This is a genomic window from Telmatobacter sp. DSM 110680 (genome assembly GCF_039994875.1).
In the GTDB taxonomy this organism is placed as follows: Bacteria; Acidobacteriota; Terriglobia; order Terriglobales; family Acidobacteriaceae; genus Telmatobacter.
Map to the genome: position 1 here is coordinate 4,774,554 of NZ_CP121196.1, position 18,532 is coordinate 4,793,085.

General features: G+C 56.8%; 13 protein-coding genes and 1 riboswitch. Of the genes, 1 reads left to right on the plus strand and 12 read right to left on the minus strand.

Going from position 1 to position 18,532, the window contains the following annotated elements; all coding sequences use genetic code 11:
- Positions 1–43: 43 nt before the first annotated feature.
- The 8 genes from P8935_RS19700 to P8935_RS19735 all read right to left on the minus strand — a co-directional run bounded on the left by P8935_RS19700 (position 44) and on the right by P8935_RS19735 (position 12,166).
- Positions 44–319, minus strand: a complete 276-nt coding sequence (locus P8935_RS19700) for a MoaD/ThiS family protein (protein WP_348262016.1) — start codon at positions 317–319, stop codon at positions 44–46.
- Complete coding sequence (thrC, locus tag P8935_RS19705) at positions 309–1,601, minus strand: threonine synthase (RefSeq protein WP_348262017.1); 1,293 nt, start codon at positions 1,599–1,601, stop codon at positions 309–311. Before thrC ends, P8935_RS19700 begins: the two co-directional genes overlap by 11 nt.
- A gap of 129 nt (positions 1,602–1,730) precedes the next feature.
- Positions 1,731–1,838: riboswitch (SAM riboswitch) on the minus strand.
- A gap of 327 nt (positions 1,839–2,165) precedes the next feature.
- Positions 2,166–4,121: a glycoside hydrolase family 97 protein gene (locus P8935_RS19710; RefSeq protein WP_348262018.1), complete on the minus strand. Its 1,956-nt coding sequence runs from the start codon at positions 4,119–4,121 to the stop codon at positions 2,166–2,168.
- A 697-nt stretch (positions 4,122–4,818) separates the two neighbouring features.
- Complete coding sequence (locus P8935_RS19715) at positions 4,819–5,724, minus strand: vWA domain-containing protein (protein WP_348262019.1); 906 nt, start codon at positions 5,722–5,724, stop codon at positions 4,819–4,821.
- A 691-nt stretch (positions 5,725–6,415) separates the two neighbouring features.
- Positions 6,416–7,534: a family 16 glycosylhydrolase gene (locus P8935_RS19720; protein ID WP_348262020.1), complete on the minus strand. Its 1,119-nt coding sequence runs from the start codon at positions 7,532–7,534 to the stop codon at positions 6,416–6,418.
- A gap of 194 nt (positions 7,535–7,728) precedes the next feature.
- Entirely contained in the window at positions 7,729–10,419 is a 2,691-nt protein-coding gene (gene metH / locus P8935_RS19725) for a methionine synthase (RefSeq protein WP_348262021.1), read from the minus strand.
- Positions 10,416–11,543: a homocysteine S-methyltransferase family protein gene (locus P8935_RS19730; protein WP_348262022.1), complete on the minus strand. Its 1,128-nt coding sequence runs from the start codon at positions 11,541–11,543 to the stop codon at positions 10,416–10,418. The genes metH and P8935_RS19730 overlap by 4 nt, the downstream gene beginning before the upstream one ends.
- A 152-nt stretch (positions 11,544–11,695) precedes the next feature.
- Entirely contained in the window at positions 11,696–12,166 is a 471-nt protein-coding gene (locus P8935_RS19735; RefSeq protein WP_348262023.1) for an NADH-quinone oxidoreductase subunit I, read from the minus strand.
- A gap of 38 nt (positions 12,167–12,204) precedes the next feature.
- Here P8935_RS19735 and P8935_RS19740 point away from each other — a divergent pair, with 38 nt between their 5' ends.
- Entirely contained in the window at positions 12,205–12,792 is a 588-nt protein-coding gene (locus tag P8935_RS19740) for a hypothetical protein (protein WP_348262024.1), read from the plus strand.
- A gap of 82 nt (positions 12,793–12,874) precedes the next feature.
- On the opposite strand, the gene P8935_RS19745 is transcribed toward P8935_RS19740, so the two are convergent.
- The 4 genes from P8935_RS19745 to P8935_RS19760 all read right to left on the minus strand — a co-directional run bounded on the left by P8935_RS19745 (position 12,875) and on the right by P8935_RS19760 (position 18,515).
- Entirely contained in the window at positions 12,875–14,545 is a 1,671-nt protein-coding gene (locus P8935_RS19745) for a hypothetical protein (RefSeq protein ID WP_348262025.1), read from the minus strand.
- A gap of 154 nt (positions 14,546–14,699) precedes the next feature.
- The gene (locus P8935_RS19750; RefSeq protein WP_348262026.1) at positions 14,700–15,578 is read right to left on the minus strand and encodes a hypothetical protein; all 879 of its coding nucleotides are present in this window, start codon (positions 15,576–15,578) and stop codon (positions 14,700–14,702) included.
- Between the two features lie 64 nt (positions 15,579–15,642).
- Complete coding sequence (locus P8935_RS19755) at positions 15,643–17,931, minus strand: tetratricopeptide repeat protein (protein ID WP_348262027.1); 2,289 nt, start codon at positions 17,929–17,931, stop codon at positions 15,643–15,645.
- Positions 17,928–18,515 (minus strand): redoxin domain-containing protein, encoded by a 588-nt coding sequence (locus P8935_RS19760; protein ID WP_348262028.1) that lies wholly within the window; start codon positions 18,513–18,515, stop codon positions 17,928–17,930. Before P8935_RS19760 ends, P8935_RS19755 begins: the two co-directional genes overlap by 4 nt.
- Positions 18,516–18,532 lie beyond the last annotated feature (17 nt).

An 18,532-nucleotide genomic window follows, 5' to 3' on the forward strand; every position in this document is an offset into this window, starting at 1 on the left:
CAGGCTCATATGTCGAACTGTGATCTATCTCACCTACTTATACTCAACCGCCTGCTATCGAAGGAATCACCAATACCTCATCACCTTCCTGGAAGTTATATTTGTCGTTGCCGAGGAAGCGGATATCTTCTTCATTGACATAGAAGTTGATGAAACGGCGAATTTGTCCGTCTTCTCCGCGCAGATGCTGGCGCAAGGCCGGAAAGCGACCTTCGATGTCGGTAACCAGCTCAGGAAGATTGGCCGCTGTGCTCGAAATCTCGCGCACATTGTTCGTGTGCTTCTGAAACGCGTTGGGCAGCAGAACTCTAACGGACATTGCTTTCTCCTACCAGGCTCAATCCCTGAGTCGCTGAATCGTGGTTTGCAGCGTTGCGCTCTTCCACAAAATTTTCGAAATCGGTAAGGCGGGGACGAATTGCCGCTCTCTGTTCGTAAGCGCCGTCGAGGCAGTCCGTCGTCTTCAGTCCGTTTCCAGTAATGCAGGTAACCGTAAGTTCATCTTCCTCGATGCGGCCATGCGCATAGAGTCGCGCCGTCACCGCCGTGGTCACGCCGCCTGCCGTCTCCGTGAAGATGCCCTCGGTCTCCGCGAGTTCCTGAATCGCCGAAACGATCTCGACATCCGACACATCTTCGGCCCAGCCACCCGTGCCGCGAATGACCCTCGCTGCGTACATGCCGTCGGCAGGATTGCCAATTGCCAGCGATCGCGCGATCGTATTCGGCCTCTGCGGCTCGATTACATCGGTGCCGCCTTTTACAGCCTTCGCAATCGGAGAGCATCCTGTAGCTTGCGCGCCGAAGAACCGCACCGGCTTCTCATCCACAAGCCCAAGCTGAATCAGTTCATTGAATGCCTTCTTGATCTTCGTAATCAGCGAACCGCCCGCCATCGGCACAACCACGTTGTCAGGAAGCTTCCATCCGAGCTGTTCCGCAATCTCAAAGCCAACCGTCTTGGATCCCTCGGCGTAGTAAGGTCGCAGATTCACATTCACGAAGCCCCAGTTGTAGCGATCAGCGATCTGCGAGCACAGGCGATTCACGTGGTCGTAGTTGCCGTCCACCCGAACCAGCGTCGCTCCATAGACCTGCGTGTTAAGAATCTTCGCCGGTTCAAGATCGGCTGGCACCAGGATGAAAGTCTTCAATCCCAGACGCGCTGCATGAGCGGCGACGGCATTAGCCAGGTTGCCTGTCGAACTGCAGCCAACCGTATCGAACCCGAAGTCCTGCGCGTTGGCCAGCGCCACGGCCACCACGCGATCCTTGAAGCTCAGCGTGGGCATGCATACAGCGTCGTTCTTGACGTAGAGATTCTTGGCGCCGAACTGGGCGCCCAGCCGCGGAGCCTTCACCAGCGGCGTCAGCCCCGACGGCGTCCGCGGAACGTAGCTATCCGCGACAGGCAGCAGCGCACGATAGCGCCACATGTCCAAAGGGCCTTGGGAAATTGTCTCGCGGGTAAACCGGGTGCGGGCGTACTCGAAGTCGTAGGTCACTTCGAGCGGGGAAAAGCACTCATCGCAGATGGAAAGCGGCTGATGACCATAGGTCTTGCCGCATTCCCGACATCGCAACCAATACGCAGTCGTCAAAGGTCCCTCGCTGTATGCGAGTGACACGAAGAACGCGAGCGCGTGACGTGCCCAGGAATGAAAGAACGTGAATTGACTCGAAACTGCCTGCGAAGCTGCTAAAGCAAAGGGTGCTGAAGCAACCCCCGAATCTCATGTTCCCCGTCTCCGGGCAAGAGTTGACACCATACTCCCGTTTTGCGCGGGCAGGTTGTCGTGGCGTCACAGGGCTCGTCCCTCAGCCACTCTGCATGAAACTCAGGCTTGCCCTTGAGGGCAAACTTGAATGTTTAGTTTGTATCACAGCCTCGGAGTGCCCGCAAGTGGCGAAACAGCGAATGGAGGGCAAAACCATTTGAATGGATGAATTTGACCCTGGAAAGGCGGGCCAGACATCATTCGTCGGATCCATTTGGAAAGCAAGGACCGCAAGCGGAGATATCAGTTTGTCATCCTGAGAACCCGCGTGTTTGGGGCCTCATGAACGACGGCAGTCAAAGATGTGGTAGGCAGGGCGAAGGATCTGCTTCTCTCTACCCGCCCGGAACGAAGCCTGCACAAGCGTAGGTCGGCAACGGTCCCATTTCATTGCTGCGGATGAATCCAGATCGCATTTCCCCCGCCCGAAACCATCCTCACATCCAGCACCGAATTCCAGTCCACCGTCTGCTTCGTGAATTCCGTATGAGTCGCATTCGTCCCCGCATCCGCCGCGTCGGCATAAATCTCCGCCACGTACTTCCCTTCACTCAGAAACTGCAGCGGCACCTCCACAGTCCGCGCCTCATAGCTCGTAATCGACCCGACGTACCAGTCTTTCCCGCTGCGCCGCGCGATCGTGACGTTCACCATCGGCCTTCCCGAAATCACGCGCACCTCGTCCCATGTCGTTGGAACCTGCTTGATGAATTCGAAATCGTGCTGCCCCTCGTAATGCTCCGGATAATCCGACACCATCTCAAGCGGGCTCTCCAGCACAACATACAGCGCCAGTTCATGCGCTCGCGTATTCGGCGCCATCGGCTCCTTGTCACGAGGAATAAACTCCGCGCGCGTCACATTTCCAAACGCTCCCGGCGTGTAATCGAGCGGCCCAGCCAGCATGCGCGTAAAAGGCAGAGTGGTGTTGTGTACCGCCGACGTCCGCGCGCTCCACTTCAGATACTCCTTGCCCATCACGCCCTCGCGCGTCACCACGTTCGGCCACGTGCGCCGCAGACCATCCGGCTTGAACGCACCATGAAAATCGAGCATCAGGTGATGCTGAGCCGCCAGCTCCGCAACATGCCGGTACCAGGCCACCATCTGCTGATCGTCGCGCTGCATGAAGTCGATCTTCACTCCCGCCACGCCCCATTTTTCATACAGTGGAAACGCCTCGTCCATGTACTTGTCGACCGACGACCAATGTGACCATAGCCAGATCGCAACATGCTTCTCCTTCGCATAGCGCAGCAGCTCCGGCATATCCACGTTCGGATCCACTTTTGTGATGTCTGCCACCACGCCGTAGTCGGTCGGCCCCTTTCGTTCTGCCAGCGCCCAACCAGCATCGATCAGCATGTACGCGAATCCCGACTGCGAAGCAAAGTCGATGTAGTGCTTCATGGTCGCCGTGTTCATCCCTGGCTTCATGCTCATGCTGGGAGCAGCCTCACCCGACCACCAGTCCCACGCCGACTTCCCAGCACGAATCCATGAAGTGTCCGCAATCTTCGACGGCGGATTCAGGTTCAGCACGATGTTTGACTCAATCAGCCGACCCGGCTCCTCGCCAATCATCAGCACACGCCATGGCGTTGTAACCGGAGCTTCGGCCTCCACTGCCGTCCCTTGCACATCAATGCGTGGGGAAAGCTCTGCACGCAAGCCGAAGCGAGCGTCTGCTTTGCGCAGGTACATGCCCGCGTAGTTTTCAATATCGGCCTCCGTAACGCCAACCCACCCCGAACCCGGAACCTCCGCCAGTAGCGGCAAGCCGATCAGCCAGTCATGATGAATCCCGCTCACCGGTCGCATCTGATAGTCATCCTCATACGGCGATTGAAAGCCGTCGACAACCAGTGGATAGAGCGTCGCGTCCTTGGCAAAAGAGAACTCGGTCAGTTCGTGTTCGATGCGGACTTTGCTCAGATTCGTCTGCGCGGGCACTATGTACCGGAAGGCCACGCCATCGTCATAAGCTCGAATCTCGACGGAAAGTTTTCTTCCCGACGCATCTTCAAAGTCCGCGACCGTCGAGTTGTAGTGATCCCGCACCGAACTCGTCTTGCCAACGGAAATGGTATACGTCTCATCGTGCTGGCCAGGTCGCGCGTTCACCTCGCGCATTCCCGTGCCCAGCGCCGACGGCTGCCCCTGCAACTTCAGCCCGAGCGCGCTCTCGTCCATAAGCCGTTTACCACGGAATTCCACAGCGTAGCGAATGTCGCTGCTGGCCGGTTCCGTCGTTGGTTTCGTCGCCGCGTCAGAAAGCAAAAAGACAATTTGCCCGTCCGGCGATTTCACTTGAATCCCCGCCGCGTCCGGATTCTGTGCCACCGCGAAACTTCCGCTCAAAAATGCAAATAGAAGAGGGTAAATGAGTGTGCGTCGCATCTCGTCGGGATCATACCACTGCCTCAAGAAGATCCAGCCTCGCTTGCCGTTGCGAACGGGGGGAGCAGCAGCCGTCAGTCTGCTGAAAATCATCCGCAAAAACCAACCAGGCCTTCAGGCCTGGCGGTTGGCGTGGAATGAGGGCATGACTTTCCCTCTGGCACTGTCATCCTGACGCGCAGCGGAAGTATCTACCGTGAAACTCAAAACCGGCACGAAACTAGGGTGCCCCATCCAAGCGCAGCATGGGTGGGAAAGCACGACCTTGGCTGATTTTCATGTCCTGCGGTGGCGAACACGAAATGCACGACTCCAGTTGCTTTTCAAGCTCTAGACTCTACGAATGCCGTCTTCCCGATTTTGTTAACGGAATGGTCATTTCGGGATTGGCGATTGATCCGCCCTCGAGTTCAAAACTCGACGGTCGTGCAGAGGGAAAGGCCACAAAGGCTCGAGCTGTCATTCTGAGTGCACGGGGCTCCAAACGCTTTCTTCAGCTTAGGGTGGTAAGCAAAGAACCTCAAGATCCGAATGGCCGGTAATACAGCCAGGGGCCGAAATATTCGCGGAGATTCCCTGAGCTTGCTCGCGAGGCGATGAGGAAGCCAAAAGATCAAGAGAACGAGAAGTAGAAAATCATCTAGGGAGTGGCCGCACAAGGATAGAGGGAGGAGGGGTAAGACAGGGTGATGCTCCTTCGAAATTCCGGGGACTTGAGGCTGAGTTGCCATTTCTTGATTTCCAGAGCTGGTTTCATCGATCCCCGATTTGGTGTCACCTCCAATTCCAAATTGTATTGATGTTCGAGTTGCAAGATCATCTGGCCTGGTCTATTCGATTGCCCTTGCATCTGAGAAACCCCGCCGCCAGTTGCTTTTGCGAAGACGCTTAGAAATGTCGGTCCGATTTTTTCTTGGGGCGTAGCTGCGTAGGGGTCTGATTTGATAACGGCCAGTACTGATACGCCAGCCTTGCCTAGCTCCTCTTGAACCTGTTCAAGGGAAAGCTTGCCCAAATTGTTATCCCCATCCGAAATCACGATGATGACATCGCCAGGTCTATGTGGAGTCAACATCTGCAACGCGCGTCCGATGTTATCCCAAAGCGGCGTGTCTGGTCCGTTTGACTTACTGCCGGGCTTCCACGTAAGGATGTCGGGGAGCCGCTCCTTCAGGGACTGTAAATTCATGAAATCCGTCTGCTTGAAATATTGACCCGCAAACACCAGAAACGCCACCGTGTCATCGACCGGAACTGCGAAAAGGGCTTCGTCGACAGCTTGATCTACGAGAAGCTTCGAACTAGTCATGCTGCGGCTGCGATCGAGAACAAAGAGAATCCGGCGCCTGGCGGGTGGAAGATCTACTGCGCGGATCGATATCTCATAGCCCTTCGTAGTTGCCCGAAAATCGTTGACAGTCAATGTTTCGATTCTGTTCCCTGAGAAGGCGATCACCGGAACTGTCGCCGGGCAGGACAGTTGAGCCGCAAGACTTCCAGCCTCAAGCAACGCAGCCAAAACAAAGCACGACAAACGCGCTTTCATCACACCGCCCGACGCTCAAAACTGCTGAATCAAATCGCGGGAGAGATACTACCACACTATGACAGAATCACTTCTTTCAACTGCTTCAGCGTCAACTTGAAGGAAGAATGAGTCCATTATCTGCGGTTAGTGGCCGATTCGGAAATCGACGCTCGACAACCTGTTCCCTAACCTGTCAATCCTCCGATTCCCCGAAACTCCCTTACAGCATTGAAAACAAGACGCAAAAACCAGGCCCGCTTTTGCAGTCTATTTCGAGCATCCCGCTAACCTGAATGCATGCGGAGGAGCTTGCGAAACTCCTCTTCGGCGTCAGGTTCCTCCCAAACACGGGAAGCCCAATCCGATGGCTCTTAAAGCATGGAAACGACAGGATAGACGCGCCAAATATGCCAAAAATCGCCAAAAAATATCATCAACAACGAGCTGACTATCGAGCTCACAGCAACTTAGAAAGACATGTCAGCCACCGGCAAAAGGCGCTTGTGAAACAGCGAAACTGTGTTTCAGAAAAGCCAAACGAAGGAGACAGTTCCGCAAGCATTTGCTGAAAAAATGCCTCTAAGTCCTCTCCTGAGAGAATTCTGCGGCTAAGTCCAATCGCAAGAGGAATTTGCCGCAGATCAATTCCGCAAACGCAACAAAACAAGGATCTTCCTTGCAGAGTATGGGTGGGCGTCCCTCTTGTAGCTTAGTCCGTGTAGATCCTCACGTAATCCACCTGCATGTCGCCCGGGAAGACCGTCGTGCTATCCACATTTCCCGGCCAGCTTCCGCCCACCGCCAGGTTCAGAATGACGAACTGCGGTCCATCGTCAAAGGGCCACGTGCCACCCTGCGAATTAGGGGTGAACGTTTCGTACACATTGGAGGGGTCGTCCACGTAGAACTGAATCTGTCCTTTGGTCCAGATCATGCCGTAGGTGTGCCAGGCGGCCGCCGAAAAACCAGACTCCGTAAACGGAGTTCCACCATTCAGGTTGGTGCCATGAATCGAACTCTGCATCCAGTCGTGCCCCACAGGCGCGCCTCCCGCATATAGCGGAGGATTGCTGCCGTCAATATGCTCCATCACGTCAAGTTCGCCACAGGCAGGCCAGCTGAGCTTGACGATGTTGTTGCCAAGCAGCCAGAAAGCAGGCCACATACCCTGGCTCTCGGGCACTTTGATTCGTGCTTCAATCCGTCCGTACATGAAGCTGAATTGTCCCTCAGTTTTCAGGCGCGCAGAAGTATAGGTGGTTCCCGAAGGATTGCGGGCAGTAATATGCAGAATCCCGGTTGTATCGATGTAGGCATTCGGATTATTAGGATCGCAGGGTGCAGTTGTAGAGCCTGCCGCGCAATAAGTTTCCTGCTCATTGTTGCCGCAGCATTGGTAGCCGGTGTCATACGTCCAGACTTTGGAATCTGGCAGCGCGCTGGCAGTTCCGGAATTGGCAAACTCGTCGGTCCACACCAGTGTCCCGGAAGCGATGCTGGGAGAGAAACTTTGGCTCGCGACGTCACTATTTTGATCGCCTGATGCAACCGCGATAGCCTTGACAGTCAAATTTGAAGAAACCAGAAACGGCGCCTGATACACCTGGGAGAGGTTTGTCGGCGTGGAACCATCCAGGGTGTAGTAGATCGTGGCGCCCGAAGTGGTGGTGGCCAAAGATGCAACAACTGCGCTATTTTGTGCTGGTGTCGTGGTCACCGTGGGAGTAGCTGCCTTGGTTTCCGGTGGGGGTGTCGTTGTTGTTCCCCCGCTGTTTCCACTTCCGCATCCACAAATCAATGCGCTCGCTAAAACCAACGCTGCAAACATATCAGACCTCATTCGCACGTGAACTCTCCTATCTGACGACGAACGGACGGGCATATCTTTGCCGCCCAATATCAAAGCATTCAGCGTCTGAAAGGGTCAATCATTACTGCTGTCCTTGGATGTGACTAATGACACAATGAACGCGTAACTTCCGGTGCGCGCAAGAAAGCGCACAGGAAGCTTGGGTCTATCTGTTATTGCCCACGTTCGTAATTGAGATTAGGCGACAGCCATCGCTCAGCTTCGTGCAGGTTCATCCCCTTGCGCTCCGCGTAATCGGCAACCTGATCGCGATCAATCTTTCCAAGCGAGAAATAGCGCGACTCTGGGTGTGCGAAGTACAGCCCGCTCACACTCGATCCCGGCCACATGGCGAACGACTCTGTAATGCGAATGCCGGTATTGCCCTCAACATCGAGCAACCGCCAGATAGTCCCCTTCTCCGTGTGATCGGGACAGGCAGGATATCCAGGCGCTGGACGGATGCCGCGATACTTTTCCTGAATCAGTTCTGCAGGGCTCAGGCCCTCAGCGCGACCGTAGCCCCACTCATCGCGCACACGCTTGTGCAGGCACTCCGCAAAAGCCTCGGCAAGCCTGTCGGCAAGCGCCTCCGCCATGATGGCGTTGTAGTCGTCGTGATCGGCGCGATAGCGATCGGTCATCTCCTTCAACCCGATGCCGGTAGTTACGGCGAATGCGCCAATGTGATCCTGCAAGCCAGTCGCTTTAGGAGCAATGAAATCGGCAAGCGAACGACAAGGCTCGCTGCCTTCCTTATTCGCCTGCTGGCGCAGGAAGTGAAACCGATCGAGCACCTTGCCCCGCGCTCCGTCTACGTAGAGCTCGACGTCATCGGATACCGCCGACGCGGGAAATAGCCCATAGACGCCGCGCGCAGTCAGCAGTTTCTTCTCGATAATGGTGTCGAGAAGCGCGTTGCCTTCCTTGAAGATTTGCCGCGCCTGCTCTCCCTGCTTCTCATCCTCGAGGATGCGCGGATAAACGCCTTTGAGTTCCCAGGCGTGAAAGAACGGCGTCCAATCGATGAATTCCCGGAGCGTAGCGAGCGGGAAATCATCAAGCACGCGCACGCCCGTAAATTCAGGGACAGGCAAATCCTCAGCGCGCCACTCGATCGGCGTATGCCGCGCGCGCGCAGTCTCAATCGAAACCGTCTTCTGTTTCGGAGTGCTGTAGGCTTTGCGAACCGCCTCATATTCCGCTCGATGCTGTGCCACGAAATCCGCCTTGCCATCGTCGCTCAGCAGGCTGGTTGTCGCAGGCACAGCCCGGCTCGCATCCACAATGTGAACGACGGGCTCGCTGTAGTGAGGTGCAATTTTCACTGCCGTGTGCGCGCGGCTGGTGGTGGCTCCGCCGATCAGCAGCGGCTGCTTGAATCCCTGGCGCTCCATCTCGCGGGCGACGTGCACCATCTCATCCAGAGAAGGTGTAATCAATCCGCTCAATCCAATGATGTCAGCGTTTTCAGCCTTGGCGCGTTCCAGAATTTTCTCCGCCGGAACCATCACGCCGAGGTCGATCACTTCGAAATTGTTACAGGCTAGCACCACGCCCACGATGTTTTTCCCGATGTCGTGGACATCACCTTTCACGGTAGCAAGCACGATCTTTCCCTGCGCCTTCACAACCTGGCCAGCAGCAGCCATCGCTGCTTTTTCCGCTTCCATAAACGGAAATAGATAGGCAACCGCCTTCTTCATCACGCGAGCAGACTTCACCACCTGCGGAAGAAACATCTTGCCGGCGCCGAACAAATCGCCAACCACGCTCATCCCCGCCATCAGCGGGCCTTCGATCACCAGCAGCGGCCGGCCAAGCTTCGCCCGCGCTTCCTCAGTGTCGACCTCGATGTAGTTGTCAATGCCCTTCACCAGCGCATGCGTCAAACGATCTTCGACTGTACCGTTGCGCCATTCTTCAGTCTTCTTTTCTGCTACCGCCTCTCCCTCGCCTTTAAGCGTCTCGCCGTATTCGACCAGGCGTTCTGTGGCGTCAGGCCTGCGGTTCAGCAGCACATCTTCAACCAGTTCTTTAAGCTTCGGCTCAATCTCCTCGTACACCTCGAGCATCCCCGCATTCACGATGCCCATGTCGAGACCCGCAGCAATGGCGTGATACAAAAACGCCGAATGCATGGCCTCGCGCACACGGTTGTTGCCGCGAAAGCTGAAGGAGATATTCGAAACACCACCGCTCACCTTGGCGTGTGGAAGGTTCGCCTTGATCCAACGCGTGGCGTTGATGAAGTCGACGGCGTAGTTGTTGTGCTCCTCCATGCCGGTGGCGACGGTGAGGATATTCGGATCGAAGATGATGTCTTCGGCTGGAAATCCGACTCTGTCGACAAGAATCTTGTAGGCTCGTTCGCAGACGCGGATCTTGTCTTCGTAACTCGCTGCCTGACCCTGCTCGTCAAAAGCCATCACTACCGCGGCAGCGCCATACTTCAACACCGTGGCCGCGTGTTCACAGAACTTGCCCTCACCTTCCTTCAGTGAAATCGAATTCACAATGCCCTTGCCCTGCAGGCATTTCAGTCCCGCCTGAAGGACGGCCCAATTCGACGAATCGATCATGAATGGCACTTTGGCGACTTCGGGCTCGCTCCCAAGCAACTGCAGAAAGCGAGTCATTGCCTTGACTCCGTCGATCATGCCCTCGTCCATGCAAATATCCAGAACGTTCGCCCCGTTCTCCACCTGCTGCCTGGCGACGCTGACGGCTTCTTCGTATTTACCGTCCTTCACAAGTCGCGCGAACTTGGGAGAACCGGCAACGTTGGTTCGCTCGCCGATCATGATGAAGACGCCGGCTTGCTGGGTGAATGGCTGCGATCCCGACAGGCGAAGAGGCTTCATGCTGCGACACCTTCGTTCGCATCGGACTCCGCTTCGGACCTCTCGCCCAATTCTCGCGGGGGTAGGCCCTCAAGCGCCTTGGCGATCGCCGCAATATGTTCCGGCGTATTGCCGCAGCACCCGCCGGCAATATTGATCAGCCCCGCCTTCGCAAATTCGCTTAGATAGCGAGCCATATCCTCCGGTCCAAGATCGAAACCTGTCGCAGATAAAGGGTTGGGCAACCCCGCATTTGGATAACACGAGATCGCGACATTTGCTTTTTCGGAGAGCTCGGACAGGAATGGATACATCAGGTCAGGACCCAGGGAACAATTCAATCCCACCGCCAGCGGCTTCACGTGCTCAACCGCATTCCAGAAGGCCTCAGTAGTCTGCGCAGAAATCAGCGTCTCTCCACCGCGACCTACAGCCGCTGAAATCATCACCGGCAGCTCGACTCCATCCTCATCGAACACTTCGCGAATCGCCACCAGCGCGGCCTTGGCGTTCAGCGAGTCGAAGATCGTCTCGACGAGCAGGAATTCTACACCGCCCGCGATCAGCGCCCGTACCTGTTCCGCATAGGCCGTCTTTACCTGGTCGAAGGTCACCGAACGGAATCCCGGATCGTTGGCATCCGGCGAATTCGACAACGACACCGTCAATGGCCCGATCGATCCAGCCACGAATCTCGGTCTGCCTGTTTGTTTCCCAACGCGATCGGCCCACTCCCGACAAATCTTTGCGGACACCTCGTTGATCTCCCACGCCAAGCCCTTCAAGAACGGATCGTCAATGATCTTCTGATAGAAGTCCGGATCTTTCCGTCCACCATGCTCGCGTGGGTCGTCGACAAAGAACTCGCTCTGCGAAATGGTCGTCGCGCCAAAAGTATTGGTCTCGATGATGTCGGCGCCGGCCTCGAGAAAGCGCCGGTGGATGTCGCCGATCATTTTCGGCTGCGTCAGAACAAACAGGTCGCCGTTATTCTTCAGGTCCTTCTTGGCGTCCTTGAACCGTTCGCCACGGATGTCCGCCTCGGTCATGCCATAGGTACGAATGGTCGTACCCATCGCGCCATCGATAATGGCGATGCGGTTCTTGAGAATTTCTACCAGGGGATGTTGGGATGTCGTCGTCATATCTCTTTGATGATTGTAAGAGGGTTACGGACCGGCAGTTCAACTTGGTACAGGGAACAGGGATAAACCGGAGGCAGAGTGGGGGATTGAGCGGCCAAATTGTTACTCAGACTAAGTTCTGGAATCTCTCAGCCTGTCGAAGACGCGGAACGCTACCGAGCGGCCGCAATCGCACTGACGGGCAGCAGCATATCTTCTTTGCGCATCACCAGGTTCGTGGCATTCAAGCTGGCCAGTTCAAACGCGTGGCCGTGCGTAATGGCGTCGGTGGGACAGGCTTCGACACAGTATCCGCAGAAGATGCAACGGTTGTAGTCGATGTTGTAGACCTTCGCGTACCGCTCTGAAGACGAGATGCGAACTTCGTCAGTGTTCTCCGCCGCTTCGATAAAAATGCAGTTGGCCGGGCAGGCTGCCGCGCACAAAAAGCAGGCGACGCACTTTTCCAAGCCGTTTTCATCCCTCTGCAGTACATGTCCGCCGCGGAAGCGCTGCTCAAACTTCGCGCCGCGCATCGCCCCCTTGCCATCGGGATAGTTTTCAACATTGGTGGGCTGCAGCATCTCCCCGAAGGTGATGCTCATTCCCTTGGCAATCGCCGCTATATTGCGTACAACCGACATGGCATCAGTATACGATGGATGCCTGGAGGCGACTACCCATGCGGCGCAGGGCCATCCAACTCATCTTGTCACTGGCGCTCGTCCCCGCAGCGGCAGTAAGTCAACTTCCCGATAACCCCAATACTGGACCTGGCGGAGTTCCGTTTCGTCCCCCGGGCCCGCTTGACACCTCGCGCACGCGGCAGCAAGCCGACCAGGGGCGTGACGCTATGGATACTCCTCTGAAAATCAGCTACGGCAAGAAATCTGCCGAATGGACAGCGACCAAACTGGCGCCATTGCCGCATGAGACTATTCAGGCGACTAATGAGCGTACTCAATCGCAAGAAACTTACTCCGGAGTTCCGCTGATGGCGCTGCTGGTGGAACTTGGGGTTCCGCAAAAGCTCAAGGGTAAGGATTTCCGCCTTTACGTGGTCGCGGAAGGTCGCGATGGCAACAAGGTAGTGTATTCGCTCGGAGAAATCTCACCCGATGTTCACGAAGGCTCAGTCCTGCTGGCCGATAGCGTCGACGGCAGACCTCTCGGCGATAGCGGACCCATTGCGTTGATATGTTCTGGAGAGCGCCGTCCGGCACGTTGGATCCGCGGAGTCGTTTCCATTAAAGTGCAAGCGGCTGATTAGATCTAGCTGATCAAGAGAATCAGGCAGAGTGGCTATTTCGAAATCTTCGAGAATAGCCACTCTGCGCCCGTCATTCCGTGCGTTACTGCGGTTTCTTGTCTTTTTCTCCCGGCTTTTGCGGAGGCGCAGGTTTCCGTTCAGGCGCGGCCTTCTGTGCCGGCGCCGCATGCTGCTGCGGACCCGGTTGCTGGGCCTGTGGATGAGCGACAGGCGCGGGACGCTGCTGCTCCATCCGTTGCGGAGGTTCCTGGTGCTGGGGCTGGGGAGCCTGTCGCTGCTGAGGCGGCGCTTGACGCTCTTGCGGCGGAGGAGCCTGATGCTGCTGCACAGGAGCCGGACGCTCAGGTGCCGCCTGTTGCTGCGGATGTTGTACCGGGGCGGGACGCTGTTCCTGCTGGGGACGCTGCGGCTGAGGCGCCTGATGTTGAGGCACAGGCTGCGCACGCTGTTGCGGCATTTGCCGCTCCGGCGCGGGCTGAACATGCTGCTGCGGTGCCTGCTGCTGGGGTACAGGCTGTGGGCGCACAGGCTGCTGAACCGGAGCTGGATGCTGCTGCTGTTGCGGCATGGGTTGCTGCTGACGTTGTGCGGGCTGGCCGTTCAGGGCTGGCTGATTCGGCCGTCCTGCAGCAGGTTGTTCACCCTTTGATTGGGGCTGCGGAACAGGTTGTGCAGTGCGAGGCGCGTTTGCAACCGGTACGGACTGAGGATTGCTGCCGGGAACGGGCCGCATCGGAACCGGCGCAGGAGGACGGATGTTGTGATCGGCCGGAAGCGGTTGCGCGACGGCTACGGTCTGCGGCCTTCCGTGATTTACCGCAACGAAGTTGGCACGATTCGATTTCGCGGCCTGCATCTGCTGCACTTGAGCCGTCATGGGAGGATTGTGCTGCTCGTGCAGGGCCGCTATGTCGCTCGGTCGCGGTTTTGCCTGCACGCCGCCGGGGCCGTTGTAGCTGACGCGGTTTACGGTGTTCGTGTTGTTGATAACCGTGTAGTTGTATACATTGTGAACCGTCGTCGTATTCACGTTGTTCACCGAGCGGTTGTAGTCGAAATGATCTCCCTGCCAGTAACCGCCTTGGTAGCCGGAACCGACGTATCCGAATCCGTAGTTGATGCCGCCGTAGTAGCCAATGTGGCGTCCCCAGTAGCCGCGATGCCATCCATACCGGTTGTGATTGTGGTCGTAGTCCCAATATCCCGGAGTCCACAGCGCACCCTGATACGGCGCGGACACCCATGCACCAGGAACCCAGTAATACCCGTCGGAAGCATAGTTCCAGTAACCCGGTGTCCAGATGTAGTCATCACCGGGGCAAGGCGGTTGATCGTATTCAGGCAGCGGCGGCGGAGCCTGCGACGCGTAATCTACCGGCTGATCATAGTTGTCGTAGTTGTTGTAATAGTCAGGATTGTTGTAATCATCGCTGCCGTATTGGTCGGAATAGCCTGAGGCGCGGTCACCGTCGGAGCGGTCACGGTCAGACCGGCGTCTGTCGCTCGGATAGCTCGACGGAGGAGCGCTTTGCGGATAGCTATTGGAGGCTGGTGCGTTTTCGTCATATCCGGTGGGCTGGGTCGAGGCGTTGGAAATTGGCGCCACGTTCGCCGCGGCTGGGTCTTGCGATGGATTCTGATCCTGCGCTTGATTCGTAGGGGCCGGGGTCTGATTACTTTTACATCCTGCGGAGCCCATTGCAATTGCGACAGAGAGTGACATCAAAACTAAATATCGGGGGAAATTATTCATCTCTATACCTCTATGGCAGCTTGGATGCCGAAGTAGAGGCAAAGATTTGTATTCACTGGCGCTGGCCGCACACCCTTGGAAAACCAACTCCTACAAGCCATTCAAGGCAAAGGCTGAAGAGTCCGATCGGCATGAACCCTTGCTAATTCTCGAACTATTGCTTTGAACCAGGAGGCCGCGACTGGCCCTGGTTGTTCGCTGGCGGAGAGGTCACCGGCTTGCGCTCATAGTGCGGCTTCTCGCTGCCTAGGCAGAGGGACGAATCTTGTCCCCGGCTGAGACCCGGAACCCCATCCTGCGCACGGCACAGGCGGTCCTTCATGCTTGTAGCGTCCCTTCCAAAAAGCAACTGTGTTCGTTCCACGTCGCTTTGGGGGTCAAGATCGTAGCGATAGACTGCATCCTCGGCCGTTTTGGTTTTGCCGTAGTCGAGGTGGCTCCAGGTGCCAAGCGTTTCACGACCGTTTTCATCGGCCATTACCGCAAACACCTGGGTATGGGTCACACCAACACCCGCATTCGAAACCCACACCGGAACTGCCTTGCCGCCTTGCATCCAGCGCGCCGCCCACGTGTGTTGCCGCAGGTCGTAGTGGAGCGCAGTAAAGTACGTCGTGGCCTGACAGTCGGTGCAGTCATCGTAGAGTGCGGCGAGTTCCCTGCCCTGACCCACGTTCAGCAGCAACCAATCCATGAGACGCAGATTCGCTCCATCCGCGATATGAGTCAGCATGCGATTACTGAGCGACACGCTCCAGATCGAAAAGGTGTCCCGGTTGGTCGCCGACTGCGGAGTCGCTCGAGTCGTCGTGATGACGAGTGCCGCATCATACTGCACACCGATTTCGCGAATCGCCGTCCATTTTTGCCCGTCAAGGGCGCGCGTCACCCAGACAGCAACATCCTGGTCGCTTTGCGCATGAAAATCAATCCAGCGAAATGTATCGGGAGCTTGCGCAGTACATAGGGGAGTGATAGCGGCCAACACTACTGCCATCAATACGTAAGCAGGTCGGCACAGAACAACACGCATGGCTCTAGGTATATCAGAGACGATAAATATGTTGGCTGACGTCGCGTCCACCTGCGAATCGTTATCAGTTGGGGTCGCGCAGACGTGCCAGATTCGCGCGAGCTTGCGGGTGATCTGGCTTCAGCCGCAGGGCATGTTCAAAATCCGCGCGCGCCGCGGCAGTCTTCCCTGTTCTGGACTCAAGCACACCGAGATTGTTCCAACCGTCGGCATCGCCATCAAACAGCTTGAGTGCAGTTCGTTGTTCTTCTATCGCCTGCGCCACATTCCCGGTCGAAGAGAGAACCTGGGAAAGAGCCGCGTGCAGTTGAGGGTCATTCGGAGCCAATTCAACAGCCTTCTTCAACTCGGCCAGCGCGGAGTTTTGGTTGCCGTTTTGGGCATAAGCCCGGGCAAGTTCCTCATGCGCTTCCGCAGAATCGGGATGAAGACTCGTAGCTTGTTTGAGAAGTTGAATCGCAGACTCGAAATCACCAGCTTCCGACTCTATATCCGCTGAACCCAGAAGACCTCGCAAGTTTCCCGGTGCTATCTCCAGACTGCGGCGAAACTCAGCGTGTGCCTCGTCTAACTTGTTTTCACCTTCCAAGGCTGTTCCAAGGCCAGCGTGAACATCTGCATCCTGAGTACACGCCCCGATCTGGGAGCGAAAGTCTGCTTCAGCATCCTGGAATTGCTCGTGGCGAAGTTCGACATTGGCAAGATCGAAGCGCGCGTCACATGCTCCTTGATCGTGAGCAACGACGGCGCGAAATGTCTCGATCGCTTCCTTCCACTTGCCCTGTCCGTCGAGCGCAACACCCAATGCAGAACGCGAGCGTTCATCGGCGGGAGTAATCTTCAGCAATCGCTGAAACACCATCGTTGCCTCGGCAAATTTACCTTTACCCGCGAGCGCAGCAGCGTAGTTATAGAGGCTTATCGGATCCGTTGGAGTCTTGCGCAGACGGTTGCGCATCCACGCTGCCTCCAGCAGCAGACGTGGATCCGGCGCATCCGAAGACGTGTTCACAGGCAACACCTGCAACCACAAAAACGCCATCTCATCTTCAGACCGGTTGCCCGCCCGCACCCGCACTGGCGGTGCGTGAGGATTGTGGACATTCGACGACGAGTTGTCGTAGGAATAGCGCATGTGCAGAACGGTTCCTTTGGGCAGCAGGATAGGCGCCTTATAGCGGTATACAGCTTGGCGGTCGATGTCCCAGTCGCGAATCCAGATCAACCATTTCTTCTGACCATCCGGAAGCATTGCCCAACCCTTCATGTCGTGTCCCAGATAGTGCGCGTGAGGATAAACGCCGAGCACGTCCACATCGATGGGCAGAGTGAGCGAGTCTTCGACGACAAAATCGGAATTGCCGGCAGGAATGTCGAGCGCGTCGTCGCGTTCCAGCGCCAGCAACATCGGTTGCTTCGCCGGCGGGTCCTCGGTGAAGTAGAGGCCCACCTGCGCGTCGAGGGTTTCCGATTTTCCTGAGGGCTTGAGGTGCATATTCAAAATAAGATCGTTACCCGGATCGAGTCGCCATGGCATCCCCTCGGGTTCAATCAGGGCCGGAGAGTCCGGCTTCCAGAAGAGAAAATGGCTGTCCGGGTCAAATCGGTTGCCGGAGTCGATCAGAAGTTCCATCCCCGCGATCCCATCTTCCCAATTAACCGGATGCTGGCGGCGCAGGCTGCCGGTGCGATCTATGATCACATTGGCATGGTGAACCACCTCGGGCGCGCCCGGGCGGATCTCCATCGCTCGCACGTACTCAGTCTGTTTGAGCGGGTAAGGCAGAATGAAATTCCGGAAGACATCCGTCCCCCCGCCATTCAGCGTGAAGGGGCGCTTCAACTTGAGGACCAAGTCAGGCTTTCCGATGAGCCATGTCGCATCGTAATGCGGCGGAGCGGGGGCTGTTGAGAGATTACCTTGCGGCATCTTGTCGGCGACCCAGCGCTTCAACAGCGCTTGATCTTCGTCGCTGAGACGGCGAACATCGGCAAAATCACCGTATCCTGACTCGGGGAGCCACGGCGGCATAAAGCGCGATTGCGTGACCGTCAGAATCTGCGGACCCCAGCGGCGCGCATTCTCATACGTCAGCAAGCTGAACGGGCCGCCCCCGCCGGGGTGGTGACAAGTAGCGCAGTTCTTGTAAAGGACGGGCGCAATGTCGCGACTCCACGTAGGCGCGGAAGCAGTGTCAGAATCGTCATCATTTCCTGAACGCGACGTCGAAGCCGCAATCTGCTCGCGTGGTTGTTGCACCGCGGCATGCGGGCTTGCGTCCGGCAGACGGCTCAAGGACCCTATGCATGCCCCGAGTGCCGACAAGATGGCGATAGTGCCGAAAGCTTTCATTTCTGCAGAAAGACGACGGAACATCCCACCGGGGGACCGGCAGGTTGCGGAATGATCGTGCCATTGAGCGCAGCCGTCAGGGCGAGTTCGAGATCATGATGTTCCGGCTGAGGTCTTTCTCTACCAATAGCCATGTAACGATCGTCCACGCAGCCGCGATAGATCTCGTGCATCCCACCGCCATCGACCTTGAAGATCGCCGCTTCAGGCGTGATGGCAACGTGCGCCAGATGAACCAGAGTCTGCTGCGGGTCGAGCACGGTTTGCTCTCGAATGGAGAATTCCCGGTTGTGCTTCGCAACCACAGATCGCGTGTCTCCGGGGTTAGGAAAGACCCACCATATCCGCACTCCGCGCGAGGAATACTCGTGCGAAAGGCGGGCTATTTCCGGGACGTATCGATTGCAGATGGGGCAATCGCTGGCAGCAAACATCAGCACCACGTAGCGGGTGTCAACCCCTGCAAGATCGCGAATCGGCTTGCCCTTCAGATCAATCCCAAATGTCCGCGCAGAGAGCGCAGATGGGCATAACAGAAGGGCCGACAGGCCCGTGAAGGCAAGACGTGGGAAGGAAATACGCATGGATTTGCGGATGCTTA